Below are 15,629 nucleotides of genomic sequence, written 5' to 3' on the forward strand. Positions count from 1 at the left end.
CCCGCCGGGTGGCGGACCCCCGGGTAAAGGTCCCCCGCGAGCCCCGCCGCGATCGCGCCGAACACCGGGGCGCCCAGGCCCCGGAAGAACGCCCGCGCCGAGGGTGGGGCCGCCCGCTGCTGCCACACGGTGATCACCGCGAGCGCCACCAGCAACGCGGCCTGTCCGAGGATCACCGAATTGACACTGAGGGCGAAACCGGGCAGCGCCCCTCCCTGCGGCACGGGGGGACGCGGCAGGGCGGCGTACCCGATGCTCAGGACGGTGATCGCGGCGACCGCGACCCGCAGTGGCCGGATGACCGACCTGGTCCAGTCCCAGCCGCTGTGGGGGGCGCTCAACGCGGGCAGGCAGAGCAGCACCACGCAGACAGCCAGGAGCAGCACCGCCGCGACGATGAGCGCGACACCGACCGGCCGACGGTCCAGGGTGAAGAGGGCGACGACGACGCTGACGTCGAGCGTGCCGTACGCGATCGCCACATGGATCGACCGGAGCCGCCCGACGAGGGTCTCCCCGCTCCAGAAGCCGGGGGCGTCGAGCCGGTCCCCGGGTGGGGCACCCGAGGTGCCGTACGTGGACTCGAACGCCTCGTAGGAGCGCGCGGAGCGCGAACCCACCCACCAGATGAGGCGGATGGTGGCCGCCGGGAACACGGCGAGAACGACCAGCCGGGGTCCGATCGGAAACGCGGCGAGCCAGCCCAGGTATCCCCGCCCGGCGGTGCACGGCCGGTACTGCACGCACTGCCAGCCGACGAGGTCCACGGTGACGCCGATGATCGACAGCACGAAGATGACGGTGATGGTGGCGCCGAGCACCCGGCACAGGGCCTTCACCGTGTCGCCGTTGCCGCCCGGCGGCCGCAGCCACGCTGCCAGGTTGCTGAACATGAAGGGCAGCAGGAAGATCAGCGACAGCGTCCGGGACACCGTGCTCGCGGTCAGGTTCCGCCACTGGTACGCCTCGATGACCACCCCGCCCGGCCCGGACGTGACGCCGAAGCCCGGGCGGGGGCGGTAGAAGCCGGCGTCACGGTCACCGGCGACCCGGACCACCACCGGGTGGTCCAGCAACTCCTCCGCCCGCACCCCGGTGACCCCGTGTACGCGCAGCTCCACCACATCTCGCGACATCTGCCCCTGATCACGCCGTCGGGTCGGCCGTGGGCCGCCGCGGGCCCGCTCGAGCCTGCCGCGCGCGCATACCCCGGACCGGAACCGCTATGCCCGGCGATGCCGGCTCCGGCGACCGCCCCCGCCCCCTCGCTAAGCTGGCCGGGACCGGATCGGCGATGAACCGGCGACGGGCCAGGAGGAGTGGCGGCGATGACCGGTGGCGTCCGGCGGTCCGGCCAGGGCCCCGCGATCGAGACCGACCGGGACGCGTGCCTGGCGGCGGTGGCCCGGGCCGCCAGCGCCGACGCCGGCGGGGTGTCGGTGGACCTGCTCGGTGACTACCTGTGGCTGCTCGCGGAGGCGGCGGTGACCGGGCGCCGGCCCCGGCGCGCCGAACTCGACGCCGTCGGCGTGCTCGGGCGGCGCGCCGCCGAGCAGGGCGTGTCGGCCGGACGCGCGGTCCAGCTGTACCTGTCGGCGGCCCGCCGGCTGTGGCAGCAGCTGCCGCAGCTGACCACGCCCACCGACAGCGCGGGGGTACGCGCGTCCGCCGAGGCCGTGCTGCACGTCGTCGACAGCGCGGTGGCGACCCTCGCCGAGGGCTACGCCGCCGCCCGCCGGGACCTGGTCCGGCGCGAGGAGACGCTGCGCCGGGAACTCGTGGACGACCTGCTGCGCGGCGACTCCGACCTGGGCGGCCTGGTGGAGCGGGCCGAGCCGTTCGGGTTGGACCTGGCCCGGGTGCACCAGGTGGCGCTGGCCGCACCGAGCCGGCGGCTGCCGGACACCGACGCGGCGATCAGCGCGCTGGAGGCCGTCATCTTCGATCGCCTCGGTGACCGGGACGTGCTGGTGGCCACCAAGGAGGGGCTGCTGGTAGTGATCGCCCCCGCCGACGCGGTGGCCCCCGACCGGGGTGGCCGCGGTCGGGGCGCGGTCGGCGACCTCGGGCGGCTGATGCACAACGAACTCGACCGCCTGCCGCGCGGCGGGCCGTGGCAGGTGGCGGTCGGGCGCCCGCACCCCGGCCTGTACGGCATCGCCCGTTCCTACGAGGAGGCCCGGGAGGCGCTGACGATGGCGCAGCGGCTGAACGCCGACACGCCCGTCATCGACGCCCACGACCTGCTGATCTACCGTGTCCTGCTGCGTGACCAGCCGGCCATCGTCGACCTGGTGCAGGCGGTGCTCAGCCCGCTGCGACACGCCCGCGGTGGCGCCCAGCCGTTGCTGGACACCCTCGACGCGTACTTCGCCACCGGCGGCGTCGCCACCGAGGCCGCCCGCCGGCTGCACGTGTCGGTCCGCACGGTCACCTATCGGCTGAGCCGGATCCGGACTCTCAGCGGCTACGACCCGAACGACCCCAGCGACCGGTTCACGCTGCAGGCCGCGGTGTACGGCGCGCGAGCGCTGGACTGGCCGCGCCACCCACTGCCCGGTCCCGCCGCGTAGCCGGCGGCCTCACCCGCACGGGTCGCCGCCGGCGGCGACCTCGACCACCTCGAGCAGGCCCAGCAGGCCGGCCAGCGCCACCGCCTCGGACCGGGTGAGGCGGAAACCGCAGGTGCTGTCCGGGTCGTCCAGGTCGTCGTGGATCACGTCCCGCCGGTCCTGCCCCCGGTACTCGACCACACCGATCCGGCGACCCTGCGCGGTCGTGAAAGTGTGCCGCACTCCGATGCCCGGCAACGGCGTACGTTCGATCTTCATTGGGGTGCTCCGTACTGGAAGGGCTGGTGACGGGTGCCCGCGATCCCGTGGCGGTCGGCCGAAGCCGACCACGGCCGGTGGCGGCGCGCGGCGGGACCGCGACGCCGAGGTGCAGGGGTACGGGACCGGGACTGAGGGTGCGGGTTCGGGTGCGCGTCAGCTGACGGCGGGACGCCCCGGCGGCGCCCGGTCGGCCGACCACGCGGGCACGCATCCCGGGATGGCCTTCGCCAGTCTGACCACGATGCACAGGCCCACGGCCGGGCGGGCGCGCCGGAACGCGGTGAGCACGGCGACCAGCACGAGCATCGCCAGGGCGCTGCGCTGGGCGACGTCGGACCGGTGCCGGTGGGGTGGCATGCGGTCACCATAGCCCTCCGACGGGCCCCGCCGGTGCCGCCCGCACCACCGCCGCCGACGCGCGCACCGGAACCACCGGACGGAGGTCCAGCCGGTGCCGCCTCGGACACCGGCCACCGGCGCTTCATCGCCGGTGGCCGGCAACGAAGCCGCCGGATGTTGGCCGGCCGCGGGCCATGTCAGACCGCCTCTTCCGGCCGACGCTGGAGGTCCGACAGGTTCCTGACCGGCGAGGAGGTAGGTGATGACGACCAGCATGGTGGTGTTGCCACCCGTGCCGGCCGGTCGCGCCGCGGCCGCCCCGCCGACGTCTCCCGACGGCGCCGCGACGACCTCGCGCCGTCCCCGTCGCCGATCCGCGCCCCGCCGGCCGGGGCCGCTCGGGGTTCCGGGCACGGTCAGCGGCTGACCGCCGCGACCCACCGCGACCGCTGAGGTCAGCCCCTTCCGTTGTCTTTCCCGCCGCCCCACGTCCGGGCGGCGGCATCGTCACATCCACCGTTGAAAAAGAGGTCGGCATGCCTGTCGTCCAGGCCCCCACCGGTCGCCAGCGGCACACCGCTGGCTCCGGGTCCGTGCTCACCAGCACCGTCGGGCCCGCCACCACCCGCCCCAGCCCGATCGCTGTCGACCTCGGCAGCGGGCAACTGCGGATCCGGGTGGGCAGCCACGGGACGCTCAGCACCCCGGTCGGCGACCGGCAGATCCGGCCGCTGGTGCGGCGTGGCCAGATCGTCGACGGTGCCGGGTGCGCCGCCGCGCTGGCTCAGCTGCTGCGACAGCACCACATCGCGGTGCCGGCCCGGCCGTTGGTCGTCGCCTGCCGTCCGTTGCTGGCGACGCCCACCGACCACGACACGACCCGGCAGGTCCTCGACGCGGTGTTCGCGCCCGCGCGACTGCTGTTCATCGACACCGTGCGCGCCGCCGCCATCGGCGCCGGCGCCGGCGCCGGGGCACTGCTCGTCGCCGACATCGGCGCCCAGCTCACCGAGGTGGCGGTCCTGCGCGACAGCCAGGTCGTCGCCGGCCGGCGGCTGAACCTCGGCACCGGCGACCTCGCCCACGGCACCACGGTCGGGATGCTCGCCGACACGCTCGCCCGCCTGGTGCGGGAGCTGACCCAGGGCGCGAAGGCCGTGCCGTCGGCCGCCAGCGCGCTGACCCGCGGGATGGTCATCGTCGGGGACGGCGCCACCCGACCCAACCTGCGAGAGCGCCTCGCCGCGATGACCGGGATCCCGGTGCACCGCGCCGCAGGACCTCGCACGGCCGCGCTGACCGGCGCGAGCCTGGCCGCGGCGGCTGCGGCCCGCCATCCGGCCGCGGACTGAGCCTGGTCCGCCCACCCCTCCCCAACCTCGCGCTGGTCCCGTGCCGGCGCGTCCAGTGAAAGGTACCCACGCCATGACCGACACGCTGAGCGACCGCGCGAAGTCCCTGCGCGACATCCTCGAACGGCAGTTCGAGGAGCACACCGGTCAACTCACCGCGCTCACCGCGCACGCCCGGGAGCCCGGCCACGGCGGCTACGACCCGGACACCCTGCGCGGGCTCATGGAGACCGCCCGCCAGGGCATCGCGGACACCGCGGCGGCGCTGCGGCGCATGGCGGAGGGCAGCTACGGCAGCTGCGAGAGCTGCAGCGGTGAGATTCCGGTCGCCCGGCTGGAGATCCTGCCCTGGGCCCGCCACTGCGTCCCCTGCCAGCAGAAGCAGCGGGTCTGAGCGCCGGCACCGTCCATGGTGGCGGCCGCGGTCTGCCGACCGGCACGGCCGTCCGGGGTGGCTCGCCGCCCCGGACGGCCAGGTCAGGCCAGGTGGTCCGGTAGCAGCGCCAGGGTGGGCGCGAGCTGCGAGTGCAGCGGCGTGGGCAGCGCGTCGCGGGTGTACCAGCCGAGCCGGTCGAACTTGTGCGGCTCGCCGATGGCGACCGTGGCCGGGTCGACCCGGACCGCGAAGACCACCGCCACCCAGTGCGAGGGCGGGTCGTCGCGCAGCACGTTGCGTACCCCGAGCAGCGTGATCGCCAGCGGCGACGTCGCATACTCCTCACGGACCTCGCGGGTGACGGCCGCCTCGAACGTCTCACCGAACTCCAGCGCGCCGGCGCCGGTGTCCCAGGCGCCGGGTTCGTCGCGGGCGCCGGCGCCGCGCCGGGCCAGCAGCAGCCGGCCGGCACCGTCGTGGCAGACGAAGACGCAGGACACCGAAGGGGTACGCGCGGACATCGGCTCATTGTGCGGCATCGGTCCGCTCGGCCGGCCCGGCCCCGGCCAGCAACGCCTCGGCGGAGCTGGTCCGGGCGTAGAGCAGGAACCGGCCGGCCCGGTGGGTGCCCACCAGGCCGGCGTCGCGCAGCGCGGTGAGGTGGTGTGACACGGTGCCGGCGGAAAGCCCGCACCGCCGCGCCAACTCGGTGGTGGCGGCCGGCACGGCCAGCTCGTGCAGCAGGGTGGCCCGGGTCCGCCCCAGCACCCGGGCGAGCGCCTCGCTGGCCGGGGCGGCGCTGCGTTCCCAGAGCGTCCCGACCGCCCGCGCCGGGTAGCGCAGCAGGGGCTGCGCGGCCGGCTCGGTGAGGTTGGACCAGACCCGAGCGCCGGCGAAGACCGACGGGATCAGCAGCAGGCCTCGACCCTCCAGGTCGACCGCGCCAGCGCGGGTCAGGTGATCGACGAGCAGCGTGCCGTCGTCCCACGAGACGTACGGGTCGATCCGGTCGAGCAGGCCGCGCACGCCGTCGGCGGCCATCCGCCCCGCGCCGACGAACACCTCCCGCTCCAGCAACGTCCGCATCCGCGGCCAGTACGGGGCGATCGCCGCCTCGACGTACCCGGCGATCGCCTCGGCGAGGCGGGCGAGCCCAGCCGGCGGGTCGGCGTACAGCGCGGCGAGCCGGGGCGAGCGCGGGCCGGGCAGCTCGTCCAGGCCGGCGCGGACCGCCTCGGGCGGAGTGGCGGCGAGCGCGGCCAGTTCCCACTCGATGGTGGGCTGCGCGGCCGGCGGGGGCGGGCAGACGAACGACGGGATCACCACGGTCGGCACCGGCACGAGGTCGGCGAAGAGCCGCCAGTCCACGGCGGACAGCCGCGGCCGGACCTGCCGGTGCCAGGGCAGATGTGCCGGAAACTGGTCCGGGTTCTTGACCACCCGGACGCTGGCCACCGCCTCCCACAGCGGCGACACCGCGAACCGGATGTTCGCCAGGTCCCGTACCCCCAGCGCGACGCTCAGCACCGGCACCTCCCCGTGGATTCGACGCAGCTCAAACTTATCGACCGGGGCTGCGGTCGCGGCCAGGCTCGCGGCCATGACCGTGACCACACCCTCGACGGCAGCCACCCGCTGGCCCCGCCCGTTCCGCTACGTCTACGCCGCCAACCTCGCCGACAGCCTCGGCTACCAGGTCGGCTACCTGGCCGTGCCGGTGCTGGCCGTGTCGGTGCTCGCCGCCACCCCCGGGCAGGTCGGCCTGCTCGCCGTGCTCGGCACCGCCGCCTTCCTGGTGATCGGCCTGCCGGCCGGGGTGTGGGTCGACCGGTCACCCCGCCGCACCGTGATGCTCACCGCCGACCTGGCCCGTGCCGCCCTGTACGCCTCGATCCCGGTGGCCTGGTGGGCGGACGCGCTGACCATCGGCCAGCTCTACGCGGTGGTGCTGCTCACCGGCGTCGCCACGGTCTTCGGTGACGTGGCCGCGCAGAGCTTCCTGCCGGAGCTGGTCGGCCGGGACCGGCTGGTGGCGGCGAACTCCCTGCTGATGACCACCAACGCCACCGTCCAGATCGGCGGCCGGGGGTTCGGCGGGGTGCTCGTGCAGTGGCTCGGGGCGCCGCTCGCGCTGGCCCTGAACGCGGTCACCCACCTGCTCTCCGCGCTCGCCCTCACCCGGGTACGCCCCACCGCCACCACCGCGCCCGGCGGGGACCGGCCGGCCGGCGGCTTCGGCCGGCAGCTCGCCGAGGGCGTACGGCACGTGCTGGGCAACCCGCTGCTGCGCCCGCTCGCCCTCTCGCTGGCCGGCATCAACCTCACGGTCAACCTGATGACCACCATGCTGCCGGTGGTCTTCCTGCGCGAGCTCGGGCTCGGCGCCGGCGTGCTCGGGCTCTTCCTCGGCGCCGGTGGGGTCGGGGCGCTGCTGGGCGCGGTGACGGCCCGTCCGCTGGCCGCCCGGGTCGGGCACGGCCGGGCGCTGTGGCTGCCCGGGGTGCTGGTCGCGCCGGCCGGCGCGCTCGTCGCGCTGGTCGACACCGGAGCCTGGCTATGGCTGGCCGGCCTCGGCTGGCTGGCGCTGGCCTGGCGTACCGGGATCGGCAACGTGATCGGGGTCAGCCTGCGGCAGCGGGTCACCCCGGACGCGCTGCTCGGCCGGATGAACGCCACCTTCCGCTTCCTGCTGACCGGCGCGATCGCGGTCGGCGCCGGGCTGGCCGGCCTGCTCGGCCAGTACGCGGGCCCGCGTACCTCGCTCTGGGTCGGCGCGATCGGCGCGGCGCTGACCTGGCTGCCGGTGCTCCGCTCGCCGCTGCGCACCCTGGCCGACCCGGCAGCGGTGCCGCCGGCCGACCGGTGACCCCCTGGCCGTGCGGGCGGCGCTGTTACCCGCCGGTTACCCCACTGCGAAGCCCCCGTGGCACGGCGGGCCGACCGTCGAGCCACGGGACCACCGGCGACGGTCCGGTGCTCGTCCCGGGTATCGACAGGAGGACAGCGATGAGAATCAGGAGAGCGCTGGTGGCGCTGGTCGTCGTGCTCGGCGGGCTGGTCGCCGGCGTCGGCGGGGCCGCGGCGGCCACGCCGTACTGCGGGATCACCTGGGGCAGCACCGCCAGGGCGGGCGGCGCGCTGAGCACGGCCCCGCTGGTCGAGGTCCGCACCGGGCGGCACGAGTGCTGGGACCGGGTGGTCTTCGAGTTCGCCGGCCCGGCCGACGGCTGGTCGGTCGCGTACGGGGAGACCCACACCGAGGGGCAGGGGCTGGCACTGTCCCCGTACACCGCCGGTGGGGCGCTGCTGCGGGTCTCGCTGTGCGCCCCGGCGTACGACGAGCACCACGCCGCCACCGTGCCCTATCGCACCGGGGCGCACGCGGCGAACGTGCTGGGCTACCGGACCCTGCGGGACGTGGTCTTCGGCGGCAGCTTCGAGGGCTACACCACCTTCGCCGTGGGCGTCCGCGCCCGGCTGCCGTTCCGGGTCTTCGCGCTCAACGGCCCCGGTACGCACAGCCGGATCGTGCTCGACGTGGCCCACCAGTGGCAGGCGTAAGTGCGGCGGCGGTGATGGGGAGCCGACCGGGCCCCCATCACCGACCGTTGCGCCAGGGTCCCGCAGTGTCGCACCCGGCTACCCTGAGCCGCATGGAGGGCCGCGTGCTGGTCGTCGAGGACGATGCCTCCATCCGGGAGGTCACCGCCCTCGGCCTGCGCCGGTCCGGGTTCCGGGTGGACACCGCGGTCGACGGCCCCACGGCCCTCGCCGCGTGGCGGGCCCGGCCGGTCGACCTGATCGTGCTCGACGTGATGCTGCCCGGCCTCGACGGCTTCGAGGTCTGCCGGGAGATCCGGCGGACCAGCCAGGTGCCGATCCTGATGCTCACCGCCCGCACCGACACCATCGACGTGGTCGTCGGACTGGAGTGCGGCGCCGACGACTACCTGCGCAAACCGTTCGACCTCCCGGAACTGGTCGCCCGGGTCCGCGCGGTGCTGCGCCGCACGGTCGCCCCGGTCACCGAGACCACCGTGACGGCCGGGCCGCTGGAGATCGACCCGGCCCGGTTCGTGGCCCGCAAGGCCGGCCGCGAGCTGGCCCTCACCGCGACCGAGTTCCGGCTGCTGCTGGAGCTGGCCCGCCGACCCGGGCAGGTGTTCACCCGCGAACTGCTGCTCGACCGGGTGTGGGGGCACACCTACCTCGGCGACTCCCGGCTCGTGGACGTGGCGGTGCAACGGCTGCGCGCCAAGGTGGAGGACGACCCCGCCGCCCCGGCACTGATCAAGACGGTGCGCGGGGCGGGCTACAAGCTGGCGACGGGGTGACGGCGCGATGGCCGCGGGCAGGGTCGCGCCCGGGCGCCTGCGGCGCCGGCTCGTCGTCGCGTTCGTACTCGTCGCCGGGGTCTCCGCCGGCGCGCTCGCCGGCGGGTCGTACCTGATGCTGCGGCAGGCCCGGTTCGACGGCTCGCTGCAACGCGCCGCCGCCGACGCCCGCTACCAGCTCGTCCTGGCCGCCCAGTTCCTGCCGCTGACCGACGCCCGCCAGGCGGACCTGCTGGCCAGCTTCGAGCAGAGCGGACGGCACGTGCTGCTGGTCGCCGGCGGCACCCAGGTGTCGAACCCCCGCTACGCGCCGACGCCCGGCCCGGCCCTGCGGGACGCGGTCGCCGCCGGGCAGCTCGGCTTCCAGCGCTCCCCCGGCGGCGCCCGGCCGCACCTGCTCGTGGTCGGCGGCCGGATCCCCGGCTCCACCGCCGAGCTGTACGTGGTGACCGTCGAGGACGATCTCGCCGACGGCCTCCACCAGCTCCGCACCGCGCTGGCGGTCGGCTGGGGGGCGGTGGTGCTGCTCGCCGCCGCGGTGGGCAACACCCTCGCCCGACGCACCCTGGAGCCGGTGGGCCGGGCCAGCCGGGCGGCCCGGGCCGTGGCCGAAGGGCTGCTGCACACCCGGCTGCCGGTGCACGGCCGCGACGAGTTCAGCGGGTGGGCCGCGTCGTTCAACGAGATGGCCGAGGCGCTGGAGAACAAGATCGAGGCGCTGTCCCAGGCGCAGGCCCGGGAGCGGCGGTTCACCGCCGACGTGGCGCACGAACTGCGTACCCCGGTCACCGCCCTGGTGGCCGCGGCGTCGCTGCTCGCCGACCAGCTCGACGCGCTCCCCGCCGACGCCCGCCGCGCCGCCGAACTCCTCGTCACCGACGTGGTCCGGCTCCGCCGGCTCGTCGAGGAGCTGATGGAGATCTCCCGCCTCGACGCCGGGCGGGAGCCCGTGTCGATCCGGCCGGTGGACGTCGCCGCGCTGCTCCGCGGGATCGTCGACGCGCGGGGCTGGGCCGACCGGGTGACCGTGGCCGGGGAGGCGCCCACCACCCACACCGACCCGCGCCGGCTGGAACGGGTGCTGGCCAACCTGGTGTCCAACGCGGTCGAACACGGCGGCGGCGAGGTCCGGGCCGAGGTACGCCACACCGGCGGGAAGGTTCTCGTCGAGGTCACCGACCAGGGCCCCGGCATCCCCGCCGAGCACCTGCCACACCTGTTCGACCGCTTCTACAAGGCCGACCCGGCCCGCACCGGACCCGGCAGCGGCCTCGGCCTGGCCATCGCCCTGGAGAACACCCGGCTGCTCGGCGGGCGGCTGGCGGCGCACAGCGAGGTCGGCCGGGGCACCCGCTTCCAGCTCGCACTCCCCCTCGGAGGTGACCCGTGCGACGTCTGACCGCGCCGCTCGCGGCGCTGCTCCTGCTCACCGCCGGCTGCGCGCCGGCCCGCACCGGCACCCTCGGCCCGGCCCCCGCTGGCGCATCCACCAGCGCCGCCGCCACCCCGACCGGAACCAGCCGGACTCACCCGGCCAGCCCGTCGCCGAGCCGCCGTCAACCGTCGGCGTCCTCCACCCCACTCGCCCCGGACACCACCGCGAGCGGCACCATCACCGTGCAGCTCTGGTTCACCCGGGACGGGAAGCTCGCCCCGACCCGACGTACGCTGCCGGCCACCCTCACCACGTCCCGGCTGGCCCTCGCCGAACTGGCCACCGGCCCCAGCCGCGCCGAGACGGCGGCCGGGCTGACCACCCTCGTCCCGCCCGGCGGCCAGGTCGTCCACATCGCCGACGGAGTGGCGACGCTGGCCCCGCCGGCCGGCATCGACGCCGGCGGGGCGGCCAGCGTGCGGCTGCGCCACGCCCAGGTGGTCTGGACGCTGACCCAGTTCCCCACCGTGCGCCGGGTGGCCTTCGGCCCGACCGACACCACACCCACCGGGCGCGGCGACTACGCCGACCTCCTGCCCCCCATCGTGGTGACCGCCCCGTCCGTCGGCGACCGGGTCACCAGCCCGGTGACGGTGACCGGGACCGCCGACGTCTTCGAGGCCACCGTGAGCGCCCGGGTCCTCGACCCGGCCGGCCGGGAGATCGGCACCGCCTTCACCACCGCCACCTGCGGCTCCGGCTGCCGCGGCGACTACCGGATCCGGGTCGGCTACCGGCTGGACCGCACCGGACCGGGCACGATCGAGGTGTACGAGGTGTCCGCCCGGGACGGTTCCCGGGTCAACGTCGTGGCTGTTCCGGTCGTCCTGACCGGGGGTTAGGCACGGCCAGCTTCTCGATCAGGTCGGCGGCGACCGCCGCACCGTCGGCCGAGCGGATATGCCTGCCGAGCCGGGCCGCGGCAGCACGGTGCGGGCCATCGCCGAGCATCTGGACGATCGCGGCTCGGATGTCGCCGACCGAGGCGGTCTTGTGCAACACGGTGGCCGCGCCCTGACGGGCGACGGCCCGCGCCACCGCGGGCTGGTCGGCCAGCCGGGTCATGGGGATGAGCACCATCGGCAGATCATGCGCGAGCGCCTGCATGGTGGTGCTGTGACCGGCGTGCCCCACAACCAGGCTCACGGTCGGCAGGACCTGGGCGTGCGGCAGGAACTGGTGCACCTCGACGTTGGCCGGTGGGCGGAGTTCGTCGGCCGCCACACCGTGGCCGATGGTCAGCACCGCCTGCACCGGCAGGTCAGCGACCGCCTCCAGGATCGACTGCAACACCGCCTTCTGCCCGACGTAGTAGATCGAGCTGAGGCTGATCAGGATCCGTGGCTGCCGCGCCGCGTGGGGCATCGGGGCAGGCGCACCGGCCGGCCACACCGGGCCGGTGACCCGCACGTTCGCGGGCAGCGCCGCGGCCTCGTCCAGGCCTGCCACGGTGACCAGCAGACTCAGGTCGCTGCGGCGCCACAGCCGCGCCGGCGGCATGCCCTTGGCACGGGCGACCACTCCGATCGGCCCCCGCACCCAAGCATCGTGCAGGTAGCGGTGCACGGTGTGCATGAGCGTCACCTGCGGGACGGCGAGGTCCTGCGCGGCCTTGATCCCCGCCAGCAGCATGCAGTCGACCACCGCGACGTCGGTCGGCTCGCGGCGCAGCGACTCGGCCACATCGACACCCACGGCCGCCTCGGTGAACAGTCGTAGATAGTTCACGGCCCACCGCGGGCTGTTGGCACGCGTCACCGGCGACCAGGCGCGGGCGTGCCGGTACGGCTCGAAACGCAACCCGGCCGCCTCCACCGCCTGCCGTTGCCCGGGGTGGCCGAGCATCCGTACCGCGTGCCCGCGGCGCTGAAGTTCGGCGGCGACACCGAGCGCCGGCGGCACATTGCCGCCACCATCCCAGGTGACGAACAGCGATGACGTCATGACGACTCCCCAAGAATCGCTGCGATGAGCTGCCGGACCCTCGCCTCGGCCTGCTCCCGGGCCAACCGGCGGTCTCGGGTGAGAAGCTTCCAGGTGTACAGGTCCGTCGCGATGACCAGCAGATCGGTGACCGCCTCCCGCGCGCCGGCCGGCCGGGCCGCGAGCATCGGCGCGAAGACCTGCCCGACCCAGTCACGATGGAATTCGCGCCCCTGCTCGGTGACCGCGTAGACCTTCGGGTCGTGCGCCTCCCGGGCGAGGAAGCGCAGCATCACCTCGCCCCAGCGGTCGTAATGGTCGAAGAGAGCCGCTACGGCGGCACCGACGTCGCCGGCCGGGGCGCGTCGTTCCGCACTGACCTGCTGCACCGCTTGCGCCGCCGCCGCCTCGAACAGGCCGTCCCGGCTGCCGAAGTGCCGCAGCACCGTCTGCACGCTGACCTGGGCGGACTCGGCCACGTCGGTGAGCACGATCTCCACCGACGCCTGCCGCCGGACCAGCGCCACCGTGGCATCCACGATGCGCTGCCTGGTACGCGCCGCCGATGCGGCCCGCGCCGTCTGTACGTAGGTCCGCTTGGCGTTCACAACCTTCACTGAACACCGCGACCCGCTTTCGCGTCAATGACATTGACACGAAAATGACTCCACCTACCCGGTAGTGGCCGCCGGCGTCTCGTAGATCCACGACTCGATCGCGCCCGCCGGCGCGCGCTCCACCCGGCGATATTCGACGGTCTCCGCCGTTTCATGGGGTCCGTGCAGCTTCAGCTGGTAGGTCACCGGCGGATCGTCCGCGTCCGGCACTTCCCAGTCCACGTGCATCCCGTCGTACGGCCCGCCACGCAGGCGCAGCTTCGCGATCGCCACGCTACTCACCGTAGCGAAACGAGGGGCCGCACGGGCCCGTTAGCGAGGCCAGGACCAGCCCGCCACTCACCCCCGCACGAACGGTGATCACGCATGGATGGACCCGCGGGACAATGCCGCCGTGACCGTCTTCCTGTGCGCCCGCTGCAGCGTCGCACTGACGCCCGACCTAGCCGCCCTGCCGACCGTTCCCGACGCGCCCGACGAGGCCGACCGAGACCCGAAGACGCGGCGGCTCCCCTCCACCGTGCCGCTCGGTCACTACGCCGTCGAGCCGGACCCCTGGGGCGCACCCTACATACCGCAGGACGACCAGAACCCGGAACCGTGCCAACCACGAGGGAACCTCATGGTGATCGACGATGCCTTCGTGATCTCGGCAGGCCCGCGGAACACCGTCGTCATCCACCCGGACGACGCCCCCGCCCTGCAGCCGCTACCCAACTGGGAGAACAGCTCCGGCTGCTGCGGCCCGACCGGGCAGCACGGCCCGAACCGGGCATGCCCTTGCGGCAACCAGCTCGCGACGCTCGCCGCCGACTGCTACACCCCCTACGAACTGCACCTGGACCCGGTGCGGGTACACCCGGTCGAGGGGTGGCCCGGCACCTGACCCGGCCCACGGAGTCGCTCCCCCGCCCAGCGAGAATCCATGAGATCCGGACACGCGGCGAAGCCCGGTGGCCACCGCACTAGGGTGGGTGCCGTGCTGCGCCAGGTCACCGGAATCCGCTACGTCACCCCCCTGCGGGAGGGCGGCTCACTGCCCGGCGTGGTCGAGGCCGACGACCTCGGCACCTACGTGGCGAAGTTCCGCGGCGCGGGACAAGGCCCGAAGGCCCTCGTCGCCGAGGTGATCTGCGGGGAACTGGCCCGCCGGCTCGGGCTGGCCGTACCCCGCCTCGTGGTGCTCGACATCGACCCGGTCATCGGCCGGGCCGAGCCGGACGAGGAGGTACAGGAGCTGCTGCGCGGCAGCGGCGGGGCCAACCTCGGGATGGACTTCCTACCCGGGGCACTCGGCTACGACCCCATCGCGCACCCGGTCGACCCGGCGCTCGCCTCCCGGGTGCTCTGGTTCGACGCGTTCACCGAGAACGTCGACCGCAGCTGGCGCAACCCCAACCTGCTGATCTGGCACCGGCAGCTGTGGCTGATCGACCACGGCGCCTGCCTGTACTTCCACCACAACTGGCCCCGCGCCGAAGCGGCCGTGCACCGGGCGTACCGGGCCGACGACCACGTGCTCGCCCCGTACGCCACCCAGTTGGCCGAGGCGGACGACGACCTGACACCGCGGGTCACCCCCGCACTGCTGACCGAGGTGCTCGCCCTGGTCCCCGACGAATGGCTGGCCGGCCCCGACTTCGACTCCGCCGACACGGCCCGGGCCGCGTACGCTGACCACCTCGCCCGGCGGGTCGCCCGCACCGCCGACTGGCTGCCGCAGGAGAGCGTCGCATGAGACAGCCCTTCGAGTACGCGGTGATCCGCCTGGTGCCCCGAATCGAGCGCGGCGAGCAGATCAACGTCGGGGTGATCCTCTACTGCCAGGGCCTCGACTTCCTCGGCGCGCGTACCCACCTGGACGCCGACCGGGCCCGGGCGCTCGCGCCCGACGTGGACCTGACCGAGGTCGCCGCGGCGCTGGGCTCGTGGGACCGCACCTGCCTGGGGGACGGCCCGTCGGCGGGAATGCGGCACGGCGAGCGGTTCCGCTGGCTGGTCGCTCCGCGCAGCACGATGATCCAGGCCGGACCGGTGCACACGGGCCTCACCACCGACCCGGCAGCGGAGCTGGACCGGCTGCTGGAGACGCTGGTGCGCTGAGCGGGCGACGCCGATCAACTGCACAGTGGACGGCAGATCGAGACCGAGGTGGGATTCGAACCCACGTGCACGGTTTTGCGGACCGTTCCCTGGCCTCTCGGGCACTCGGTCGGGAGGTTCGTGCCCCCGGCTGGATTCGAACCAGCGGCCTTCGGATCCGGAATCCGACGCGCTCTCCGCTGCGCCACGGGGGCATGAGCGGGCGCGGGAACACCGCGCCGTACGTACCCGGGGCGCGATTCGAACGCGCACTTGCCGTTCCCTGAAAACGGTGCCTCTCCCGTTGGGCTACCCGGGCCTGATCACTGCGGGGGCC

Annotated in this window: 18 protein-coding genes, 3 tRNA genes and 1 pseudogene; 11 read left to right on the forward strand and 11 right to left on the reverse strand. The window is 74.6% G+C overall.

The window, feature by feature from the left end; genetic code table 11:
* A pseudogene (locus FXF52_RS36855) lies at positions 1 to 1,136 on the reverse strand (hypothetical protein); the annotation flags it as partial.
* Positions 1,137 to 1,328: 192 nt separating this feature from the next.
* Here FXF52_RS36855 and FXF52_RS36860 point away from each other — a divergent pair.
* Positions 1,329 to 2,573, forward strand: a complete 1,245-nt coding sequence (locus tag FXF52_RS36860) for a CdaR family transcriptional regulator (RefSeq protein WP_148804305.1) — start codon at positions 1,329 to 1,331, stop codon at positions 2,571 to 2,573.
* A 9-nt stretch (positions 2,574 to 2,582) separates the two neighbouring features.
* Here FXF52_RS36860 and FXF52_RS36865 read toward each other — a convergent pair whose 3' ends face one another.
* Together FXF52_RS36865 and FXF52_RS36870 are read right to left on the reverse strand one after the other, a co-directional pair.
* Complete coding sequence (locus FXF52_RS36865) at positions 2,583 to 2,831, reverse strand: potassium transporter TrkA (RefSeq protein ID WP_148804306.1); 249 nt, start codon at positions 2,829 to 2,831, stop codon at positions 2,583 to 2,585.
* 156 nt (positions 2,832 to 2,987) lie between these two features.
* Entirely contained in the window at positions 2,988 to 3,191 is a 204-nt protein-coding gene (locus tag FXF52_RS36870) for a hypothetical protein (RefSeq protein ID WP_148804307.1), read from the reverse strand.
* A 518-nt stretch (positions 3,192 to 3,709) separates the two neighbouring features.
* On the opposite strand from FXF52_RS36870, the gene FXF52_RS36875 reads away from it, so the two are divergent.
* Both FXF52_RS36875 and FXF52_RS36880 read left to right on the forward strand, forming a co-directional pair.
* Positions 3,710 to 4,525, forward strand: a complete 816-nt coding sequence (locus FXF52_RS36875; protein ID WP_148804308.1) for a rod shape-determining protein — start codon at positions 3,710 to 3,712, stop codon at positions 4,523 to 4,525.
* A gap of 73 nt (positions 4,526 to 4,598) precedes the next feature.
* The gene (locus FXF52_RS36880; protein WP_148804309.1) at positions 4,599 to 4,919 is read left to right on the forward strand and encodes a TraR/DksA family transcriptional regulator; all 321 of its coding nucleotides are present in this window, start codon (positions 4,599 to 4,601) and stop codon (positions 4,917 to 4,919) included.
* A gap of 83 nt (positions 4,920 to 5,002) precedes the next feature.
* On the opposite strand, the gene FXF52_RS36885 is transcribed toward FXF52_RS36880, so the two are convergent.
* Together FXF52_RS36885 and FXF52_RS36890 are read right to left on the reverse strand one after the other, a co-directional pair.
* Entirely contained in the window at positions 5,003 to 5,422 is a 420-nt protein-coding gene (locus FXF52_RS36885; RefSeq protein WP_148804310.1) for an NUDIX domain-containing protein, read from the reverse strand.
* Between the two features lie 4 nt (positions 5,423 to 5,426).
* Positions 5,427 to 6,503 carry a DUF5937 family protein gene (locus FXF52_RS36890; protein ID WP_148804311.1) on the reverse strand — a complete coding sequence of 359 codons (1,077 nt, stop codon included), beginning with the start codon at positions 6,501 to 6,503 and terminating at the stop codon, positions 5,427 to 5,429.
* On the opposite strand from FXF52_RS36890, the gene FXF52_RS36895 reads away from it, so the two are divergent.
* From FXF52_RS36895 to FXF52_RS36915, 5 genes are all read left to right on the forward strand, one after another.
* Positions 6,502 to 7,767, forward strand: a complete 1,266-nt coding sequence (locus FXF52_RS36895) for an MFS transporter (protein WP_148804312.1) — start codon at positions 6,502 to 6,504, stop codon at positions 7,765 to 7,767. The genes FXF52_RS36890 and FXF52_RS36895 overlap by 2 nt on opposite strands.
* A gap of 140 nt (positions 7,768 to 7,907) precedes the next feature.
* The gene (locus FXF52_RS36900; protein WP_187413933.1) at positions 7,908 to 8,462 is read left to right on the forward strand and encodes a hypothetical protein; all 555 of its coding nucleotides are present in this window, start codon (positions 7,908 to 7,910) and stop codon (positions 8,460 to 8,462) included.
* Between the two features lie 92 nt (positions 8,463 to 8,554).
* Complete coding sequence (locus tag FXF52_RS36905) at positions 8,555 to 9,235, forward strand: response regulator transcription factor (RefSeq protein ID WP_148804313.1); 681 nt, start codon at positions 8,555 to 8,557, stop codon at positions 9,233 to 9,235.
* Positions 9,236 to 9,242: 7 nt separating this feature from the next.
* Positions 9,243 to 10,634: a HAMP domain-containing sensor histidine kinase gene (locus tag FXF52_RS36910; protein WP_148804314.1), complete on the forward strand. Its 1,392-nt coding sequence runs from the start codon at positions 9,243 to 9,245 to the stop codon at positions 10,632 to 10,634.
* A complete protein-coding gene (locus FXF52_RS36915; protein ID WP_148804315.1) occupies positions 10,622 to 11,512 on the forward strand; it encodes a Gmad2 immunoglobulin-like domain-containing protein in 891 nt (296 codons plus the stop codon). The genes FXF52_RS36910 and FXF52_RS36915 overlap by 13 nt, the downstream gene beginning before the upstream one ends.
* Here the strand turns inward: FXF52_RS36915 and FXF52_RS36920 are convergent.
* The 3 genes from FXF52_RS36920 to FXF52_RS36930 form a co-directional block, all read right to left on the reverse strand.
* Positions 11,472 to 12,614 carry a glycosyltransferase gene (locus FXF52_RS36920; RefSeq protein WP_148804316.1) on the reverse strand — a complete coding sequence of 381 codons (1,143 nt, stop codon included), beginning with the start codon at positions 12,612 to 12,614 and terminating at the stop codon, positions 11,472 to 11,474. The genes FXF52_RS36915 and FXF52_RS36920 overlap by 41 nt on opposite strands.
* Positions 12,611 to 13,201: a TetR/AcrR family transcriptional regulator gene (locus tag FXF52_RS36925; RefSeq protein WP_187413934.1), complete on the reverse strand. Its 591-nt coding sequence runs from the start codon at positions 13,199 to 13,201 to the stop codon at positions 12,611 to 12,613. The genes FXF52_RS36920 and FXF52_RS36925 overlap by 4 nt, the downstream gene beginning before the upstream one ends.
* Before the next feature lie 63 nt (positions 13,202 to 13,264).
* Entirely contained in the window at positions 13,265 to 13,483 is a 219-nt protein-coding gene (locus tag FXF52_RS36930) for a hypothetical protein (RefSeq protein WP_148804318.1), read from the reverse strand.
* A gap of 121 nt (positions 13,484 to 13,604) precedes the next feature.
* Here FXF52_RS36930 and FXF52_RS36935 point away from each other — a divergent pair, with 121 nt between their 5' ends.
* The 3 genes from FXF52_RS36935 to FXF52_RS36945 all read left to right on the forward strand — a co-directional run bounded on the left by FXF52_RS36935 (position 13,605) and on the right by FXF52_RS36945 (position 15,313).
* Entirely contained in the window at positions 13,605 to 14,096 is a 492-nt protein-coding gene (locus FXF52_RS36935; RefSeq protein ID WP_148804319.1) for a hypothetical protein, read from the forward strand.
* Positions 14,097 to 14,189: 93 nt separating this feature from the next.
* Positions 14,190 to 14,948, forward strand: coding sequence for a HipA family kinase (locus FXF52_RS36940; RefSeq protein ID WP_148804320.1), 759 nt, complete (start codon positions 14,190 to 14,192; stop codon positions 14,946 to 14,948).
* Positions 14,945 to 15,313 carry a DUF3037 domain-containing protein gene (locus FXF52_RS36945; protein ID WP_148804321.1) on the forward strand — a complete coding sequence of 123 codons (369 nt, stop codon included), beginning with the start codon at positions 14,945 to 14,947 and terminating at the stop codon, positions 15,311 to 15,313. The genes FXF52_RS36940 and FXF52_RS36945 overlap by 4 nt, the downstream gene beginning before the upstream one ends.
* Before the next feature lie 40 nt (positions 15,314 to 15,353).
* Here the strand turns inward: FXF52_RS36945 and FXF52_RS36950 are convergent.
* The 3 genes from FXF52_RS36950 to FXF52_RS36960 form a co-directional block, all read right to left on the reverse strand.
* Positions 15,354 to 15,424 (reverse strand) — tRNA-Cys (locus FXF52_RS36950).
* Positions 15,425 to 15,434: 10 nt separating this feature from the next.
* Positions 15,435 to 15,507, reverse strand: a tRNA-Arg gene (locus FXF52_RS36955).
* 31 nt (positions 15,508 to 15,538) lie between these two features.
* Positions 15,539 to 15,611: transfer RNA gene (locus FXF52_RS36960), tRNA-Leu, on the reverse strand.
* Positions 15,612 to 15,629 lie beyond the last annotated feature (18 nt).

Source organism: Micromonospora sp. MP36 (assembly GCF_008119785.1).
In the GTDB taxonomy this organism is placed as follows: domain Bacteria; phylum Actinomycetota; class Actinomycetes; order Mycobacteriales; family Micromonosporaceae; genus Micromonospora.